The sequence below is a fragment of the Zestomonas ipomoeae genome, from assembly GCF_057128665.1.
Window position 1 is genome coordinate 124,758 of sequence record NZ_JBSKHQ010000012.1, and the last position, 18,255, is coordinate 143,012.

Consider the following 18,255-nt stretch of genomic DNA (forward strand, 5'->3'; position numbering starts at 1 on the left):
TAGAAAACGAGCAAAACAGATCTGGAGGATGTTGGATGACGAACCAGGAGCAACTGGCGCTGCTTGAAGAACTCTTGCTCGCCCGCGGCCCCGCTGGCCAGGAAGAAGAGGTCAGGGCAATCTGCCGGTGCCAACTGGAAAAATGCTGCGACCACGTCTGGCAGGACCCTGCGGCTAACCTCATCGGTCGCATCGAGGCGACTGGAGTCCCCCGCGACGAAGCGGAGTGCCGATCCACTCGCGTCATGGCTCATCAGGACGAGATCGCCATGGTGGTCAAGCGCATCGACGCCGACGGTCGCTTGCGCGTCGTGGTGCTGGGCGGGGCATTCCCGGTCAATTTCGGCATGTGTCCGGTAGACGTTCTTGGGGAAACGCAAACGGTTGCCGGAGCGTTGTCCTTCGGCACCATGCATGGCACGAGCGAATCGAGCCAGTCGATGCACGTACTCAAGGGCGATGTGCAATGGAACGATGTGCACGTCATCACCCGTTACAGCAAGGCGGAACTCGGCGAACTGGGCGTGCGCGCTGGCACCCGGGTGGTGCTGAGCCGGCATTGGCGCAAGCCATTCCCGATACGCGACTGCATCGCAGGTCACTTCCTCGACGATCGCGCGCCCGTCGTCGCCGCGCTCGTGGCCGCCAAACGCCTGGCCGAGCGGCGGGATGAACTGCGTGGCGACGTGCTGATCGTACTGACCACCAACGAAGAGGAAACCAACTCCGGCGCGCAGTACGCAGCCCGGACCCTGCCGGGCTCGCTGTGCATCGCGCTTGAAGTGGGCCCGATAGCCGCCGAGTACGACATTCGCCTGGCGCTCGATCCCATCGTGCTGACCGGTGACGAGAAAGGCTACTACTCCAAGCAGGTGTCCGATGGCCTGCTCAAAGCGGCCGCGCGCTGCGGCTATTGCCCACAACCCGCACTGATGCCCGGATTCGCCTCGGACGCCAGTGCGGTGCTCGGCTCGGGATCATCGCCCCGCGCGGGCTGCCTGGCTATTCCGACCGAGAACACGCACGGCTATGAAGTCATCATGCAAGAGGGTATGGAGGCGTGTGCCAGGACGCTGGTGGAATATTTGGTTTCGCGGGACAACTAAATGCTGCCTACAAGAGACCGTTCACCGAAACTGAAGAAGCCATACCTTCTGCGAAAGCGAAGTGTCCTGCCATTCGCGTAGCGGAAGTGTTCTAGCCGGCGCGGGCGGAGTCATTCATTGATGCTCGCCGAGGTGACCAAGAGCCGGTAGTTCTTTGCTAGAGACAGAGTAAGCAGTAACCGATAAAGACAGGATATACGCAATCGCGCGGAGGACAGTTATGGAGAGCCTTGCTAATTACTTGTCGGGAGAGTGCGTATGTGCTTTGTTAGATACCGCCCTCAGGATTTTGACTATCTCCTTATGCTCTAGTAGATCGGCTAGCTCGGTTGGTGTGTGGCCGTCTGAATCCTGCATGATTTCCGCGCCTAGCGATACGAGCAATGCCACTGCGTCGGTGTGATTTTGCTCAGTTGCACAATGCAGTGGAGTAAACCCAGTTTCTCCTCGCGCATTTATATCTGCGCCAGCCTCGATGAGAATTTTTATAGCCGCGCAATCGCCCCAGCAGCTAACGATGTGAAGAGGTGTGTCTCCCCAGCCGTTTTTGTAGTTAACCGACGTGGCTTTATGATAGTAATAGTCTGGTACTGATTCGACTGCACGGAGTATTTCTTCAAGGCTGCGCATAAGTCTCTCGTGGTTCTAAGATCAAGATAAGGAACGGGCTTTAGCCTGTCCCAGCGAGCGAAGCGAACGACTTGAGCCAGTTGCTAGGCTGTGCTCTATAGCGCTTCTACTCGGCCTCGATAGACTCAAGGCTCCTAGGGTATTTCTTTCGTCTAGACCATAGAGCAAATGCTGGCATTGCTGCGTAAAACAGACCAAGTGTCACATAGAAAGCCGGATGGTCGCTTATGGAATCACCACCTTGCGATAGAGAAAGGGAGCGCTGAATATAATTGCGAACCTCTTCTGGCAATAAGCCAAATATAGCAAGTGAAAGCCCTATGGCTATGGCTAGTAAAAGAATAAACCGATGGTTGTTAAGTATTTTCCCGATGCGCCCTTTTGATTTGAAGTTTTTTGCTTCATAAACTCTGCCGAGATCCGAAAAGCAATTTTTTAATCCTTTTATTGATCCTGTTATTCTTGGGTATCTTTTTTCGCTGTCGTGCAGAATTTCTAGAACGATGCCATCTTTTGGGTCAAGATAATCGAAGTGCAATGCCAGATGGTTTTGCTTTTCTTCGTCTTTTGTAGCATTGAAGTTATTCACGGGCTTGGTGCGCTTTAATATTTTGTAGCTGAGAATATTTGTGTTTTCAGGGAAAGCAATGGTTATAGGGTCTGACTTTACTACGCTACCCCCATCAAGTGTTTCAGTCCCGTCATTCCAAAAGATTAATTTTGTCTTGGTGAGTCGATCAACTTTTTTACCTTTATATGTTACCTCTACCTCGTCAGGTAGATTGTCTTCTTCTCGGCCGATTAGTTGCAATGAAGATTTCTGATAAACAGGTCTTGCAATACTTTTAGATATTCTGTAGGAAAATATCCCTATGGCACCTAATATGATGCCTATGAGACCTATCAGTGAGCCGACCCATCCTTGATTGAAAAAGCTTAGTATCTCTTGCATCTGTTATTTATACCCTTTAGTGGGTCTAGTTATAATTAGGCCCACTAAATGGGCATTGATTACCCCAAGATGGTCTCTAATTGCCATTGCTATAGCCTAAGCCCATGAAAAATATAACAGTATCGTGTTATGGGCTTGGCCGCGCAGGGTATTAGTTGCCTCTGAGTCGAACCAAAGCTAGCCGCCCCGCTGTGCTTTGTCAGCAGGGCAATAGCGATTTGTCTCTGTACGGTGCCGTTGGGGCGGCCTGTTCTTTGGGGGCGGAAGGAGCGCTCCCTCGCTTTAAGCCTAGGTAGGGCAACCACCGAAGGGTATCTCTGTGCTCGACCGCATCCTGCGACGGCATTCTTGCCTTTCTGTGACGCCACTTCCGCTAGGATGCACCTATCAATCCCAGGAGCCGCTTATGTTCGAATCCGCCGAAATCGGTCATTCCATCGACAAGGACACCTACGAAGCCGAGATACCGGCGCTGCGCGAGGCGTTGCTGGAGGCGCAGTACGAGTTGAAGCAGCAGGCGCGGTTTCCGGTGATCGTGTTGATCAACGGGGTGGAGGGCGCCGGCAAGGGGGAGACGATCAAGCTGCTCAACGAGTGGATGGACCCGCGGTTGATCCAGGTGAGCACGTTCGACCGGCAGACCGACGAGGAGCTGGCCCATCCGCCGGCGTGGCGCTACTGGCGGCAGTTGCCGCCGAAGGGGCGCATGGGCATTTTCTTCGGCAACTGGTACAGCCAGATGCTGCAGGCGCGGGTGCATGGGCGGATCAAGGATGCGGTGCTGGACCAGGCCATCGACGAGGCGCAGCGGTTGGAGCGCATGCTCTGCGACGAGGGCGCGTTGCTGTTCAAGTTCTGGTTCCACCTCTCCAAGCAGCATATGAAGGCGCGCCTGAAGACCCTGCAGGACGACCCGCTGCACAGCTGGCGCATCAGCCCGCTGGACTGGCAGCAGTCGAAGACCTACGACAAGTTCGTGCGCCACGGCGAGCGCATCCTGCGCCGTACCAGCCGCGACTATGCGCCCTGGTATGTGGTGGAGGGCGTGGATGAGCACTATCGCAGCCTGACGGTCGGCCGCATTCTGCTGGAGGGCATGCAGGAGGCGCTGCGCAGCGGCGAGCACCAGCAGCGCAGTGCCCACGCCGCGCCGCTGGTGGCGAGCCTGGACCATCGCGGGTTGCTCGGCAGCCTGGATTTGAGCCAGCGCCTGGAAAAGGATGCCTACAAGGAGCAACTGGCCGCCGAGCAGGCGCGCCTGGCCACGCTGCTGCGCGACAAGCGCATGCGCCGGCATGCGCTGGTGGCGGTGTTCGAAGGCAACGATGCGGCCGGCAAGGGCGGCGCCATTCGCCGGGTGGCGGCGGCGCTGGACCCGCGTCAGTACCGCATCGTGCCGATTGCCGCGCCCACCGAGGAAGAGCGTGCCCAGCCCTATCTCTGGCGCTTCTGGCGGCACATTCCGGCGCGCGGGCAGTTCACCGTGTTCGACCGCTCCTGGTATGGGCGGGTACTGGTGGAGCGGGTCGAGGGTTTTTGCAGTCAGGCCGACTGGCTGCGGGCCTATGGCGAGATCAACGATTTCGAGGAGCAGCTGACGCGCGCGGGCGTGGTGCTGGTGAAGTTCTGGCTGGCCATCGACCAGCAGACGCAGCTGGAGCGCTTCCAGGAGCGCGAGAAGATTCCCTTCAAGCGCTTCAAGATCAGCGAAGAGGACTGGCGCAATCGCGAGAAGTGGAACGACTACGCCGATGCGGTGGGCGATATGGTCGACCGCACCAGCACCGAGATCGCGCCCTGGACACTGGTGGAGGCCAACGACAAGCGCTTTGCCCGGGTGAAGGTGCTGCGCACGATCAACGAGGCGCTGGAGGCCGCGTTCGCCAGAGACTGAGTCCCGCGCACCTTCGTCTGTCTGAAGCAGCCGGCTGGCGGGCCGGCTTGCGCTTTCTGACAACCTGGTCAACTCTCAATTGCTATCGTGGCAATGGCGTTTTGCCTTGGGCGAAACGCCTGTCATCGAGCGATCCGCAGAGCAACCAGGGGACCGGAACGCCGTACCGGTCCGCCCGATCGACACGCTGCACCCGCCGGGGCGGCCATCAAGGAGGAAACGGCATGCTTAGGCAATTGAACATCGGTGTGCGGTTGGGCCTGGCGTTTCTGATTCCCGTGATGTTCCTGCTGGTCAACGGCCTCGTCGGCCTGCAGGCGCTGCGCGAGGTCAATGGAGGCCTGGAGGAGGTCTACCAGGATCGGGTCGTGCCGCTGCGCGGACTCAAGCTGATTGCCGACGACTATGCCGTCAATGTGATCGACGCGGTGAACAAGGCCAACGCCGGCGTGGTGGATGCCGAGTCGGCGCTGGCCGGTATCCGCCAGGCCGAACAACGCATCGCGACCGAATGGCAGGCCTACCGGGCGACTCGCCTGACCGCGGAGGAAGCCCGCCTGGTCGAGGAGGCCGAGCAACTGTTCGGTCCGGCCAATCGCGATATCCGGCGCGTCGGCGAGTGGCTGGCCGACCGCAATGGTCGTGTCGCCGGCCAACTGGGGGCCTTCGACGGCCCGCTCTATACCAGCATCGACCCCATCAGCGGCAAGATCGCCGAGCTGATCGATCTGCAGCTACGGGTGGCCAAGGAGCTTCGTGATGCGGCCCATGCGGACTTCGCCCGTACCCTCGCGGTGAGCATCGCCCTGAGTCTGGTGGCGCTCCTGGTTTCGGTACTTGTCGGGTTTCTCGTCAGTCGCTCCATCACCCGTCCCCTTGGCGTGGCCGTGCAGGTCGCTGAGCGTCTGGCCGACGGCGACCTGAACAGCGAGATCACGGTGACCAGCCGCGATGAGACCGGCCGCCTGCTGGGCGCCATGCAGCGCATGCTGGAGCGGCTGTCCCACACCATCGGCGAGGTACGCAACGCTGCCGGCATGCTCGGCAGCGCCGCCGAGCAGGTCAGCGCCACTACCCAGGCGCTCAGCCAGGCTGCCAGCGAGCAGGCCGCCAGCGTCGAGCAGACCAGCGCCGCGGTCGCCCAGGCGGCCGCTTCCATTGGCCAGAACAGCGACAACGCCAAGCTCACTAACGGACTGGCCACCCAGGCCGCCAGCCAGGCCAGCGAAAGCGGCACGGCCATGCGCGATACGGTAATCGCGATGCGGAGCATTGCCGAACGCATCGGCATCATCGATGACATTGCCTACCAGACCAACCTGCTGGCGCTCAATGCCGCCATCGAGGCCGCGCGGGCGGGCGACCACGGCAAAGGCTTCGCAGTGGTTGCCGACGAGGTGCGCAAACTGGCCGAACGCAGCCAGGTGGCGGCCCGCGAGATCGGGGACCTGGCCAGTGGCAGCGTGGCCACCGCCGAGCGCGCCGGGACGCTGTTGCAGGAAATGCTGCCGAGCATCCACAGGACTTCCGACCTGGTGCAGGAGATTTCCGCCGCCTCGGCGGAACAGGCCGGTGGAGCGTCGCAGATCAGCGGTGCCGTGGAGCAACTCAACCAGGCCATCCAGCAGAACGCCTCGGCCTCGGAGGAACTGGCCGCCACGGCCGAGGAAATGAGCAGCCAGGCCGAGGAGTTGCAGCGGTTGATCGGCTTCTTCCGCCTGGGACCCACGGCTGAGAGGCAGCCCGAAGCCGGCAGGGGCGGACAGCCTTCGTTGCTGCAACTGAAGGTGTTGCGGGCCGGTTAGCCGCCGTTCTGCAGGCACTCGAGGCCGACGAAATCCAGGCGTACCTCGTTCAGGCGTTGCAGCAGGCGCTTGCGTTGCTGGTCGTTGGCCATGTCCATCAGGTCCACCAGCAGGTCGATGGCGGCATCCTCGGCATGTGTGAAGGCGGCGCGGTATTCCTCGGTCCACAGTCGTTCGCGATCCTGTAGCAAGCGAGCGATGCGCTCCGGGAAGGCGGCCGTGCCTCGCTCGGCAAGGGCTTGGCGCAGTTCCGCTTGCCAACGGGCACGGTTCTCCAGTTGCAGGCGATTCTGCTCGCCGAGGCTGCGCGACCAGGCCGCGATGCGCTGGCGTTGCGCCGGCGTGAGGCGTCCCAGCCAGGGCGACAGGCGCTTTTCCATGCGCGCGGCGCGTTCGTCGACCTGTTTTTCCAGGGCTGGCGCCAGCAGCTTCTCGCGGCGCTGGCGCATGTCCTTGTCCAGCGCTTCGCCCAGTTCGCGCACCTGGCGGTCGGTGAGCTCGCGCAGCAGCTTGACCGTGGAAGGGGTGATCTCCTCGGCGATCTGGTCGATGGCAGCCTTGGCCTCGTCGAGTCGCTTCTGCAGGCCCTCATGGGTCACGCGGCGGTTGCCCACCATGTCCTGTACGCGCCCGAGCCAGTCGAGGTACTTCGGCATCTGGGTGCGGCAATGCCAACTCAGATGTTCGCTGAGCAGCAGGTCGAAGTCCCGCTGCTGTTCGGTGGTCATGTCCAGATAGTCGTTCAACGACCAGTGGATCAGCACGTCGAGATTGCGATAAGCCAACCCCAGCCGGGTGCAGGCGCCAAGCGAGAGCGCCAGGATCAGGAGCAACAGTACGAACATGCCGCGTGGGCGAGGGGACTTCTGCATGGGCGGTGCCTCTGCCTTGTCATGTCTTAATAGAGGCGAATGGCCGGCGGTGGTTCGCTGGCGGCAACCGACCGCTGGCCCGAGCAAAGCGCCATGGCCGCTGTCGACTCCATACAACGCGCGAACGAACACCGCTCCAACCAGTCGTGCCGCGTGGCGCCGGAGCGTTTGTCGGTTTGCGCGGGACTCGGCTCAAGACAGAGGAGCAAGCGCTATGAAACCTCAAGTGATCCATATTTCCGGCGATCAGCTGCCCGCCGTCTGGCGGCCGGCGTGGGAAGCCTGCTGGGCGGTGGTACTGGATGGCACCCTGGTGGCTGGCCCCTTCGCCACCGAGGCCGAAGCTCGAATGGCGGCGGAACGACCGCGCTCTTGAGTGTGAGGCTTGGGCGTTGGGCGGGTTGCTGCGGGCTGCCGGGCTGGCGGCAAGATGCAGTCCACCGGCAGCGCTGACGCTTCGTGCGAGCGCCCTGGGCCCCGGCGTTAGGGGATGGGCACCTGCCTAATGGCCGGCAAGGCGCTTGTCGTGGCCTCGTCCTGCCGGCGAAGGCGATGGCCAGTAGCTCGAAGCAGCAGGCGTGTCGACCGCAAGCGCTGCGAGGTCGTGGTCGTTACCAGTTCTTGTCCCGGTAGCCCTTGAGACAGGCGCGGACTTCGTCGTCGATCAGGTTGTCCGGCTTGATGCACTCGTTCAGTGTGCGGGGGCTGTCGCTGTGCTGGCCCGGTTTGGCACCGTCGACCACCGGCTGGCGCCAGCCCAGTTGCACCTGCAGCTCGTGCCAATGACGCTGCACCTGCAGGTTGATCTCCGCCTGCTGCATGGCATACCAGGCCCCGCCGGCCAGCAACGCGACGAGCACCAGGCAGGTGCCGAGCCGGCGTCCCCAGGTGCGCCAGTCCGGTCGCCAGCGGCGGCGTTCGGGCGCTGCACTTGCCTGGTTCTGTTGCTTGACCTGTTCCCAATACCAGTCGCGGTCTCTATCGGACATGTGGCGCTACTCCGGGGTGCTATGCGCTCAATCTACCCCCCGCCGCGCTACTCGTCATTGGGAATGGGGTCCGGATTGCGATCCATGCCCACCAGCAGCAGGGTGGCGATCACACCGATCAGCAGGCCGACCCAGGGCTCGAAGAAGGCCAGCGAGGCGCCGATCAGCACCACGGTGCCGCGCGAGGTGTTTTCCCGCGGGATGGACATGGCGATGTAGGCGCAGGCGAAGCCGGTGAGGATCAGCGTCAGCGACAGGGCGATGCCCAGCAGCGGCTTGAGCCCGGTCAGCAGCGGCAGGCAGAGGAACAGCAGCGGCAGGCCCATCATGTAGTAGGACGCCAGGCCGCTGTGCAGGCTGTCCATGGTCTTGGCGCCCTGTTTCCAGCGTTGCACGACGATGACGTGCACGCCGGTCCAGAGCGCGCCCTGGGTGGGAAAGAAGGGCGCGACCACGGCCATGGCGGCATTGCGAATGGCCAGCGACAGGTGCGAGCGATTCGGGTCGATATCGATGTGCTCGTCCTGGCGGGTCTGCAAGCCTTCGCGCAGCACCTCGTTGCCGGTCACCAGATCCCCGAACAGGATGATGTAGGTGATCAGCGCCAGCGGAATGCCCTGGATGAACATCTGCGCGCTGGGCCAGCCGATGGCCAGCGGCGATACCTTGTCCCAGGCCGCACCCAGCGGCGGCAGCAGGAAGCCCCACTGGATGTCGTAGGCCACCTCGCCCACCAGCGGTCCGACCACGGCGGCGGCGAGAAACCCTGGCAGCAGGCCCAGAGCGCCGAGGATGAAGAAGAAGCGGTACCTGGCCTTGAGCTTCTGCATCGGCAGGGAAAAGGTGAACACCAGGCAGATGGCGCAGGCCACCGCGGTGGCGATCGGCTGTTGCAGCAGGAAGCGCTCGGCGTCGTCGATGAACACGCGCTTCAGTGCGGCGATGGCGGCACCGAGGATGATGCCCGCCTTGAGCGTGTCCGGCAGCCACTCCATGAACTTGCGGCCGAGCCCGGTGATGCCGAGGGCGAACACCAGCAGGGCGAAGTTCAGGGTCAGTGCGGTCATGGCCTGGAAGCGTTCGCTGGGCTGCTCGTAGCCACCGATGACGAAGCTCAGCACCAGCGGCAGTGCCGGTGTGATCCAGCCGGGCGCATAGGGCTCGCCGAAGACGATGACCGCGGAGGCAATCAGCGCCGAGTGGATCAGCGAAATGGCCACCGCTTCCTCGAAGCTGAGACCGAAGAACCCCATCATCACCGGCACCAGCGCCAGCCCGGTGGCGGCGGCGACGAACAGCCCCTGGAGGAATTCCGGCCAGTACAGGCGCGAGTGATAGAAGGGAAGGCGAAAGGTGAACGGTCCCCAGCGCCAGCCGGGTTGTTCTCTGTGGGACATGGCTGCTGTCTCCTGCTTGATTGTTGTTATGGTTCGGCCGACCCTCCGGGCATGGCCGGCGCTGCCGCGCCAGGTTCGGCGCGTGCTCGACAGTGCCAGCCAATGTAGACGTTCGCCGCCAGTCCGCGCCCATCAGCCATCGGCTGAATGATGCGCTATCAGTCAGTGGGTGGCGGCGGGCGGCGGAGGCCGTACTGCGTCAGCAGGGCCTGCCAGTCGCGGTCTTGCGGCAGGTCGGCGACCGCCTGCTGGAGAAACTCCCTGGCCTCCGTCGGCAGGCTGGGCTGCATCAGCAATTGCCGGGCATAGCGGCTGAGCGGGGTCGGGGAAATGTACAGGCGGTCGTCCAGGTGCCTCTGCTTGGCATAGAAGCGCGTGGCGGAATGCGGGATGAGGATGATGTCGATTCGCCCGGATAGCAGCTTGTCCAAGTTCTGTTCGTCCCGCGGCACGTCCTCGCGATGGATCAGCCCCTTGGCCAGGTCATCCTCCAGGGGTGGGTAGCGGTGCCCGAGCACGCCTCCCAGCGTTCGGCCGTGCAGCGACGCCGGGCCGTGATAGTCGAATGGTTTGTCCGGGCGGGAGAGAAAGTCCTGGCGGTCATGCAGCAGCGGCGACGTCCAGCGATACTGGTCCCTGCTCTGCGGGCCGAAGAAATCCGGGTTGACCCAGAGCACCAAGCCGATGCGGCCGCTGTCGAGATACATGTCCAGGCGCTTGCGGGGCACATAGGAGAGACGGAAGTGGAAGCGACCGCGATTCTCCGGATGGCGGTTGAGCCAATCGATGAAGTCGTAGGACAGGCCCCGGTGCGTCTCGCGTTCGAGAATGAACGGCGGTGCCAGGTGATAGGTCCATGCGGTCAGTTCCTGCTGGGCATGTCCCGTCAGCGGGAGAAGGCACAGTAGCAGCGGTAAAACGCCTTTGCGCATGCAGGCTCGTCATGGGTGCGGTGGATGAATCTAAAGCCTAGTCCCTCGGCTGGCGAGCATCTGGAAAGCGTCCCGCCATTGTGATGATGGTCTCTTCGAGACCGTGGCGGACGGTCGATGGCCTGCCGCGAAGGAGAGCATAGAGCATGAATGACACGATTCGAGGGTGGACCCTGGGCCTAGGGCTGCTGGCCTGGCAGGTGCAGGCCGAGGCGCTGCAACTCGACAGCGAGCAGGGAACGATCAGCGTCGACGAGGTGGTCGCCGGCCTGGAACATCCCTGGGCGGTGGCGTTTTTGCCGGCCGGCGGCATATTGATCACCGAGCGCCCCGGTCGCTTGCGGCGCTTCGATGCCATGTCTGGACTTTCCGCGCCTCTCGGTGGTCTGCCGCCGGTCTACGATCAGGGGCAGGGTGGGTTGCTGGATGTGGTGCTGTCCCCCGATTTCGCCGAGGATCGCCTGGTCTACCTGTCCTATGCCGAGGCGGGAGCCGAGGGTCGCGCCGGTACGGCAGTGGGGCGCGGAACGCTGCCGGCCGCGGGTGATCGTCTGGAGGACTTCCGGGTCATCTTTCGCCAGCTTCCCAAGCTGTCCACCGGCCATCATTTCGGCTCGCGGCTGGTATTCGACCGCTCCGGCCACCTGTTCGTCGCTCTGGGCGAGAACAACCAGCGCGCCACCGCCCAGGCGCTGGATAAATTGCAAGGCAAGGTGGTGCGGCTGTTGCCGGATGGCCGGGTGCCGGCGGACAACCCCTTCGTCGACCGCCCCGATGCGCGTCCGGAGATCTGGTCCTACGGCCATCGCAACCAGCAGGGCGCTGCCCTCAATCCATGGACCGGTGCGCTCTGGACCCACGAGCATGGTCCGCGTGGCGGCGACGAAATCAACCTGCCGCAAGCCGGCAAGAACTACGGCTGGCCGCTGGCGACCCATGGCATCGACTATTCCGGCCAACCGATTCCCGAGGCCAGGGGCGAGTGGGTTCCCGGCACCGAGCGGCCGCACTACGTCTGGGAGAAGTCGCCGGCGATCAGCGGCATGGCCTTCTACGACCATGGGCGATTCCCCGGCTGGCAGCACAACCTGTTCGTCGGCGCACTGGCCGGCCAGGCGCTGATCCGCTTGCAACTGGACGGCGATAATGTGGTGCACGAGGAACGACTGCTCGAGTCCCTGGGCGAGCGCATCCGCGATGTGGCCGTCGGCCCGGACGGGTTTCTCTATGTGCTGACGGACGAGGCCAATGGGCGATTGCTGAAACTGGGGCTGAAGTAGCCCGCATCTCGCCTGGCCAGATTGCGCGCGCAGCCGGGGCCAACCCCGGCTAGAATGCGCGCCAGCCAATCAGGGGAGCGCACATGGCAGTCATCGGCCGTTTCAACAGCATGCAGATCGTCAAACACACCGACTTCGGACTGTATCTGGATGGCGGCGCGGACGGCGAAATCCTCCTGCCCAAGCGCTACATCCCCAAGGACTCGCCCTGCGAGGTGGAAGACTGGCTGAACGTGTTCATCTATCTGGACAGCGACGACCGTCTCATCGCCACCACCCAGAAGCCCAAGGCCCAGGTTGGCGAGTTCGCCAGCCTCAAGGTGGCGGAGATCAACCGCGTCGGGCTGTTTCTCGACTGGGGGCTGCCCAAGGACCTGCTGCTGCCCCATTCGGAAGAGAAGCGTCCGCTGCAGGTGGGCGATTACTGCGTGGTCTACGTCTACCTGGACAAGCGCACCCGCCGCATCACCGCCACCGCGCGGCTGGATCGACACCTCGACAACGTTCCGGCCGCCTATCAGGTCGGCCAGCAGGTCGACCTGCTGGTGGTGGAGCCCACCGATCTCGGCTTCAAGGCCATCATCGACGGCAAGCACTGGGGGCTCATCCACAAGAACGAGATATTCAAGTTCCTGCGCGGTGGCATGCGCGAGACTGGCTACATCCGTGAACTGCGCGCCGACGGCAAGATCAGCCTGAGCCTGCAGCCCATCGGCGCCCAGGCGGCCAGCGGCCTGGCCGAACAGATTCTCGCCGCGCTGCGCGACAACGGTGGCACCCTGGCGCTCAGCGACAAGAGCCCACCCGAGCTGATCAGCAAGCGCTTCGGGGTGAGCAAGGGCAACTTCAAGAAGACCATCGGCACCCTCTACAAACAGGGCTTGATCCGCATTCACGAAGATCGCATCGAACTGGTCTAGCGCAGGCTATCCAGCTTACCCTTTTGTGAGCGTGCAAGCAGTCTAGCTCGGGGTTGTGGCTATAGCCGCCGCCCCTCGAGCCAGGAGCTGCTCCGTGACGTTTTGCCGTGCTTGTCTCGCGTGTTCCCTGTCCATTCTGGCGGCCGATAGCGCTCTTGCTTCCAGCCTCGACCAGCGCGTCGACCTGGCCCTTTCGCTCACCGCGACGCTGGCGGTGGGTTATCTCACTGGCGAGTCCCATGAGTACGTATATGACCATGGCGCCAAGCTCAGTCAGCTCAACTGGAAAATCGACAATGCAGCCATTCTCAAGGGCGACCTCGATTGTCGGGTACTACCTTGGCTCAATCTCGGCGTGGCCGGCTGGAGCAGGGTGGATTCCGGCAACAGCACCATGGACGACTATGACTGGACCGACCCCAGCCGCTCGGAGTGGACCGACTGGTCTCATCATCCGGATACGAAGTTGCTGCGGGCCTATCAGGCGGAAGCCGATTTCACCGCTTGGGTGTTCGAGACGCCGAGATACCGCGTGGGCGTGCTCGCGGGTTACCAGCGCAATGTATTCAAGTGGCGGGCGCAGGGCGGCCGCTATATCTACAGCGAGGCAGACTTCCGCGACACCATCGGCTTGTTCGAGCCCGGGCAGGCGCTGATCACGTATGAGCAGGAGTTCGAGGCGCCCTACCTGGGTGTGGTCGGTAACCTTCGGTTCGGTGATTGGGCGTTCAATGCGCAGCTCAAGGGAAGCCGCTGGGTAAAGGCACGAGATCGGATAACCATCACCTGCGCATTCTGGTGTTCAAGGACACCGGGGAGGGCGCGCGACTCTACAGTGCCTCCCTCGAGGCGGCCTACGGGTTCATGAAAACGCCGCCGCCGAGCTTGCTGTCGTACACCAAGGGTAAGGCCAGATGGTCGCCTATGACGGCGATACTGGCGCGGACATGAGCGAGGAAGATGCCGCGGGCCCGGATAATCGCAGCGTGCAAGCCAGCCTGGGTCTGCGATACCGCTTCAACTGAGACGCGGCCTTGCACGCTGCCCCGGCGAATACCGGGGCAGAGTGCAGCTTGCCGGTTCCGGTACTAGATGGTGCGCTTGAACTGGTGCCACTTCTGCTGCCAGAACACCATCCAGTAAGGCGCCGCCGAACCGGTGCCCGCCAGTTCCAGACGCGGATGGTGGCTCACCACGCGATCCAGCAAGGCCTCTTGCGGCGGCTCCACGTCGACGAAGAATACATGCTTGCCTTCGCGCAGCTTCTGCTGGAAGCGGCGGAAATAGTTGTTCGGCGTCTGGAAGCCGAAGAAGCCGCCTTCCCAGACGGAAAAGCCGAACAGCACGATGGCCAGGAAGACGAAAGGCGTCCAGCCGGCCAGGGTTTCGGTCCAGCCGCTGTAGTAGGCGATGGCCAGCGATAAAGCCGCCAGGATCAGGCCGACGATGATGCCTCGGGCGCCGGAATGCACCACGTCGGTCTTCATGAACGACGGAACGCTGTTCAGATGGTGCTGTTCGATATCCGCATCCCTCTCGCTGAGCACGTGGATCTGCTCGGTGGAGATGCCGCTGGCTTCCAGTTCCCTTTCTACGCTTTCGAGTTCGTCCAGATCGTCGCTGATGTAGTAATGCCGGTTCATGTGTCACCTCCGGTACAGAGTTGCCGATCCCCCTTATGCCCTAGATCAATGGTGAATTTCGCCGAATAGGCGGCGAAGCGGTAAACAAACGCTGGTTATTAGAACGAGAGTATAGCAGCGCCCCGGCACCGCCCCGTGGCGGTGCCGGCTTTGCATAGTGACCTCGCAGGGCATCAATCCTTCCCGCCCCAGACCTCTTCCAGGCGACGATCGCGGCCGCAGCCGGCGCGGTAGTACAGGTAGCGCAGCGGATTGCGGCTAGCGTAGTCCTGGTGGTAGTCCTCGGCGGGATAGAAGGTGGACGCCGGCAGTATGTCCGTGGCGATCGGCCGATCGAAGCGCTTCGATGCTTCCAGCGCCGCCTTGGATTGCTCGGCGACGCGCCGCTCCTCCTGGTTGGCATAGAAGATCGCGCTGCGGTATTGCGGGCCCCGGTCGCAGAACTGGCCCTTGGCATTGAGCGGGTCGATGGTATGCCAGAAGGCGTCCACTAGCTGGGCGTAGCTGGTCTTGCTGGGGTCATAGCGCACCAGCACCGACTCGATGTGGCCGGTGGTGCCCGAAGAGACCTGTTCATAGCTGGGGTTGGCCAGGTCACCGCCGGTGTAGCCGGAGGTGGTGGAGAGCACGCCGGGCATCTTGTCGAAGTCCGACTCGGTGCACCAGAAGCACCCGCCGGCGAAGATCGCCTGGGCCGTTGGCGTTTCGTCGGCCCAGGCGTGACCGGCCAGCAGGCCGAACAAGAGCAGGGCCAGGGTGCCGCATCGCAGGCGTAACGTCAGGTAGCGCATGATCAACTCCGTAGTTCAGGCAGGGGCTCGCTCTGCGGCACGAAGCGCAGGGCCAGGCCGTTATTGCACCAGCGCTCGCCGCGTGGTGGCGGGCCATCGTCGAAGACATGGCCCTGGTGCCCGCCGCAGCGGGCGCAGTGGTACTCCGTGCGCGGAAAGATCAGTTTGAAGTCGCGCTTGGTCGCTACGTGGCCGGCGATGGGTTGGGTAAAGCTGGGCCAGCCGGTGCCGCTTTCATATTTGTGCTGGCTTTCGAACAGGGGAAGAAAGCAGGCTGCGCAGACGAAGGTTCCGGCGCGTTTCTCCCTGTTCAACGGGCTGCTGCGCGCCGGTTCGGTCGCTTCCTCGAAGAGCACGGCGTAGGCATCGGGGTCCAGCAGGGCGCGCCATTCGGTGTCGGTCTTTTTCAGCGCGGCGATTGCTTTGCCGGGATCGCCGGAGCTATCAGCCGCCCAGGCCCCGAGCAAGGGCAGGGCGGGAAGCAGGGCGAGGCCCCGGAGAAGATTGCGGCGGTGCATGTCGGTCTCCCATGAGTGCAAGGACAGTCAACAGACTAGCCACTATGCCCGGCGTTACAGAATGGCGGGACAAATTAACGACGTCATATAAATGGCGATATTTGGCAACTTATACCTTTGCCGGTTCTTGAACCAACAGGCACTTCTTATTGCTAGCCGATCACAAAACGCAATTTCAACCGATATTGTGTGCGCCGGTTATCGCCGCTCTTCGATAAAGCCACTAACAATGCCCCCATCGAGAGTGGCACTAGCCAATTACAAGAGGCATACATGCAAACTAAAAATAAAATTGCACTGGCCGGTGGTTGCGTACTTGTTGGCGCGATGTCGGCGATTGTCCTGGTCAATAGTTCATTGTTCGACGCGAACAACGAGGCGGCTGCCGAAACAACTCAGGCAACCGGCCATTCCGTTCAGCAGTCCCTGACGACGTCCGCACCGAAGCAGTCGACGGTTGCTGCCCAAGCGAACAAGCCGGCCGTTGGCGCATCCGCTGGACCGCATGTCGACAGCCTTCTGCAACTGCCCGACAGCAATCCGGACTACGCCACCCTGGGTGATCGGGCCAATGAAATCTCCGCTCGGCGCAACGGCCAGCCGGTGGATATCAAGGCGCTGCAGGCCGCCATTGCTCAGGATTCCGCCTGGCGCCCGCTGGATAGCGCCCCGGCCGGCTTGCAGCTCTCGCTGGAAGATCAACTCGACGGCCGTGAGTTCATCCAGATCAACCCGATGAAGATCGAGTCGCTGGTGCCTGGCGATACCTTCGAAATGGATATCGCCCAGCTCAATCGCAGTTTTACCGCGGTCATCGACGATGTTCAGGTGGGCGACAGCAACAACGTCACCTGGGTCGGCCACCTGAAAGACCTGGAAAACGATTCCCGCGTGGTATTCACCCGTGGAGAAAACCTGATAGTTGGCGGTATGACGACGCCGAACGGGCACTTCGAAATGGAAACCCGTGGTGAATATGGCTGGATCGCCAATAGTGCGACCTTGTTCAAGTCGCCCGATGTTCTTGTGAAAGTTCCCGCCGATGAGTTGGCCAAGACTCCGGCAACTTTGCCGGGCAGCCCGGAAGTTGAGGGCACCTTGTAGAACCGAGCGCTCGACTGGCCGTTTTACCGTCAGGTGGCCGTAACGCTTATCGATAAATCCTTCCAATAAAAAAGGAAACTTTCCCGATGTCCTGTATTCAGGCGAACGCTACTCTTTTGTCCCGGCTGAAGCGCTGGGCCGGCGGCGCGGCCCTCGGCCTGGCGCCACTGGTCACCCACGCGGCCACCGTCGACGTGCTGTTCCTCTATGACAGCTACTCCAATCAGCATTTCAGCGGGCAGACCAGTACGGCCTTGCAAAGCTGGGTGACCCAGGCAAACGGCATGTACCGCGACAGCAAAGTGGACATTCAGCTGCGCATGGTGGGGGCGCTGCCGTCGGAGATGGCCGGCGCCGACATGGGGCAGGTGCTGGGCAACTTGCGCACCAATAGCTGGGTGGCGCAGAAGCGCAACGAGCTGGGTGCCGACTTCGTGGTGCAGGTGCATGCCAAGGGTGCCTGCGGCATCGGCTATGTCGCCGTGCATCGGGACTGGGCGTTCAACGTCACCGGGCCGACCTGCGGTGCCCAGGTGCTCGCCCATGAACTGGGCCACAACATGGGCCTGACCCATTCGCGGGCCCAGGGTGACCAAAGCGGCGCGCGCTATCGCTACGGCATCGGTCATGGCGTCTACGGTTCATTCGCCACCATCATGGCCTATCCGCAGGTGTTCAATGCGCCCTGGCTGTCCAAGTTCTCCAGCCCCAACCTGACCTGCAACGGCCTGCCCTGCGGCGTGCCGGCCGGACAGGCCAACGAGGCGGACTCCGCCCGAGCCCTGCAGAACGTCGCCACTGAAATTGCCAACTTCATGCCGACCCGCACCAACGGCGGCGACAACGGCAACAACAATGGCAACAACGGCGGGGAGGCCGGCACCAATGTCGGTACCTACCTGGTTCGCGCCAAGCAGAGCGGTCGTTGCGTGGATGTCACCGGGGGCTCCAGTGCCGACGGCGCCAATGTCATCCAGTGGACTTGCCACAGCGGCAACAACCAGCGCTGGACGTTGTTCCAGATGAGCGATGGCTATTACCAGCTGAAATCGAAGCTGAGCGGCAAGTGCCTGGAAGTGGCCGGCGGCTCGACCTCGAACGGCGCCAATGTGCAGCAGTGGTCCTGCAACGGTGGCAACAACCAGCGCTGGAAGTTCGACTGGCTGGGCGACAGCTACATGCTGACCAACAAGCAGAGCGGCAAGGTGCTGGACATCACCCCCGACCCTTACCTGAACGGCCAGAACGTGCGCCAGTGGGCCTGGGTGAACGCCACCAACCAACGCTTCACCGTGCAGCGCGTCGAATGATCTGATGCGGCATGAAAAAGGCGCGCCCATTGCGATGGGCGCGCCTTTTTTGGTTTCTGGGGTAAAGAAAGCCCGCGGGGCGAAGGTGACCCCGCGTTGTCGGGCTCGATGT

The 18,255-nt window shown here is 62.3% G+C and carries 18 protein-coding genes; 9 read left to right on the top strand and 9 right to left on the bottom strand.

Features of this window, described 5'->3' with window-relative positions; translation table 11 throughout:
- Window positions 1-35: 35 nt before the first annotated feature.
- Entirely contained in the window at window positions 36-1,106 is a 1,071-nt protein-coding gene (locus ACWKV7_RS14550; RefSeq protein WP_483858399.1) for a zinc-binding metallopeptidase family protein, read from the top strand.
- 237 nt (window positions 1,107-1,343) lie between these two features.
- Here ACWKV7_RS14550 and ACWKV7_RS14555 read toward each other — a convergent pair whose 3' ends face one another.
- Complete coding sequence (locus ACWKV7_RS14555) at window positions 1,344-1,736, bottom strand: ankyrin repeat domain-containing protein (protein ID WP_483858400.1); 393 nt, start codon at window positions 1,734-1,736, stop codon at window positions 1,344-1,346.
- A 106-nt stretch (window positions 1,737-1,842) separates the two neighbouring features.
- Window positions 1,843-2,688, bottom strand: coding sequence for a hypothetical protein (locus ACWKV7_RS14560; protein WP_483858401.1), 846 nt, complete (start codon window positions 2,686-2,688; stop codon window positions 1,843-1,845).
- A 406-nt stretch (window positions 2,689-3,094) separates the two neighbouring features.
- Between ACWKV7_RS14560 and pap the strand changes: the two genes are divergently transcribed.
- Both pap and ACWKV7_RS14575 read left to right on the top strand, forming a co-directional pair.
- On the top strand, window positions 3,095-4,582 hold the full coding sequence (gene pap / locus ACWKV7_RS14565; protein WP_483858402.1) for a polyphosphate:AMP phosphotransferase: 1,488 nt from the start codon (window positions 3,095-3,097) through the stop codon (window positions 4,580-4,582).
- Window positions 4,583-4,806: 224 nt separating this feature from the next.
- Window positions 4,807-6,387 carry a methyl-accepting chemotaxis protein gene (locus ACWKV7_RS14575; protein ID WP_487249215.1) on the top strand — a complete coding sequence of 527 codons (1,581 nt, stop codon included), beginning with the start codon at window positions 4,807-4,809 and terminating at the stop codon, window positions 6,385-6,387.
- Here ACWKV7_RS14575 and ACWKV7_RS14580 read toward each other — a convergent pair.
- A complete protein-coding gene (locus ACWKV7_RS14580; protein ID WP_483858403.1) occupies window positions 6,384-7,259 on the bottom strand; it encodes a DUF6279 family lipoprotein in 876 nt (291 codons plus the stop codon). The genes ACWKV7_RS14575 and ACWKV7_RS14580 overlap by 4 nt on opposite strands.
- 214 nt (window positions 7,260-7,473) lie before the next feature.
- On the opposite strand from ACWKV7_RS14580, the gene ACWKV7_RS14585 reads away from it, so the two are divergent.
- Window positions 7,474-7,635, top strand: coding sequence for a hypothetical protein (locus ACWKV7_RS14585; RefSeq protein WP_483858404.1), 162 nt, complete (start codon window positions 7,474-7,476; stop codon window positions 7,633-7,635).
- A gap of 235 nt (window positions 7,636-7,870) precedes the next feature.
- Here the strand turns inward: ACWKV7_RS14585 and ACWKV7_RS14590 are convergent, their stop codons facing one another.
- The 3 genes from ACWKV7_RS14590 to ACWKV7_RS14600 form a co-directional block, all read right to left on the bottom strand.
- Window positions 7,871-8,248 carry a hypothetical protein gene (locus ACWKV7_RS14590; RefSeq protein ID WP_483858405.1) on the bottom strand — a complete coding sequence of 126 codons (378 nt, stop codon included), beginning with the start codon at window positions 8,246-8,248 and terminating at the stop codon, window positions 7,871-7,873.
- A gap of 47 nt (window positions 8,249-8,295) precedes the next feature.
- Window positions 8,296-9,645: a hypothetical protein gene (locus ACWKV7_RS14595; protein WP_483858406.1), complete on the bottom strand. Its 1,350-nt coding sequence runs from the start codon at window positions 9,643-9,645 to the stop codon at window positions 8,296-8,298.
- Window positions 9,646-9,803: 158 nt separating this feature from the next.
- Window positions 9,804-10,577, bottom strand: a complete 774-nt coding sequence (locus ACWKV7_RS14600; RefSeq protein WP_483858407.1) for a substrate-binding periplasmic protein — start codon at window positions 10,575-10,577, stop codon at window positions 9,804-9,806.
- 146 nt (window positions 10,578-10,723) lie between these two features.
- On the opposite strand from ACWKV7_RS14600, the gene ACWKV7_RS14605 reads away from it, so the two are divergent.
- The 3 genes from ACWKV7_RS14605 to ACWKV7_RS14615 all read left to right on the top strand — a co-directional run bounded on the left by ACWKV7_RS14605 (window position 10,724) and on the right by ACWKV7_RS14615 (window position 13,645).
- A complete protein-coding gene (locus tag ACWKV7_RS14605) occupies window positions 10,724-11,857 on the top strand; it encodes a PQQ-dependent sugar dehydrogenase (protein WP_483858408.1) in 1,134 nt (377 codons plus the stop codon).
- 83 nt (window positions 11,858-11,940) lie between these two features.
- Complete coding sequence (locus ACWKV7_RS14610; RefSeq protein ID WP_483858409.1) at window positions 11,941-12,777, top strand: CvfB family protein; 837 nt, start codon at window positions 11,941-11,943, stop codon at window positions 12,775-12,777.
- 94 nt (window positions 12,778-12,871) lie between these two features.
- Window positions 12,872-13,645: an omptin family outer membrane protease gene (locus tag ACWKV7_RS14615; RefSeq protein WP_483858410.1), complete on the top strand. Its 774-nt coding sequence runs from the start codon at window positions 12,872-12,874 to the stop codon at window positions 13,643-13,645.
- Window positions 13,646-13,865: 220 nt separating this feature from the next.
- On the opposite strand, the gene ACWKV7_RS14620 is transcribed toward ACWKV7_RS14615, so the two are convergent.
- The 3 genes from ACWKV7_RS14620 to msrB all read right to left on the bottom strand — a co-directional run bounded on the left by ACWKV7_RS14620 (window position 13,866) and on the right by msrB (window position 15,729).
- Complete coding sequence (locus ACWKV7_RS14620) at window positions 13,866-14,420, bottom strand: magnesium transporter (RefSeq protein WP_483858411.1); 555 nt, start codon at window positions 14,418-14,420, stop codon at window positions 13,866-13,868.
- 173 nt (window positions 14,421-14,593) lie between these two features.
- Window positions 14,594-15,211 (bottom strand): peptide-methionine (S)-S-oxide reductase MsrA, encoded by a 618-nt coding sequence (gene msrA, locus ACWKV7_RS14625; protein ID WP_483858412.1) that lies wholly within the window; start codon window positions 15,209-15,211, stop codon window positions 14,594-14,596.
- Between the two features lie 2 nt (window positions 15,212-15,213).
- Window positions 15,214-15,729: a peptide-methionine (R)-S-oxide reductase MsrB gene (msrB, locus tag ACWKV7_RS14630; RefSeq protein ID WP_483858413.1), complete on the bottom strand. Its 516-nt coding sequence runs from the start codon at window positions 15,727-15,729 to the stop codon at window positions 15,214-15,216.
- 273 nt (window positions 15,730-16,002) lie between these two features.
- On the opposite strand from msrB, the gene ACWKV7_RS14635 reads away from it, so the two are divergent.
- Complete coding sequence (locus ACWKV7_RS14635) at window positions 16,003-16,833, top strand: hypothetical protein (protein ID WP_483858414.1); 831 nt, start codon at window positions 16,003-16,005, stop codon at window positions 16,831-16,833.
- Window positions 16,834-16,919: 86 nt separating this feature from the next.
- The gene (locus ACWKV7_RS14640) at window positions 16,920-18,143 is read left to right on the top strand and encodes an RICIN domain-containing protein (RefSeq protein ID WP_483858415.1); all 1,224 of its coding nucleotides are present in this window, start codon (window positions 16,920-16,922) and stop codon (window positions 18,141-18,143) included.
- Window positions 18,144-18,255 lie beyond the last annotated feature (112 nt).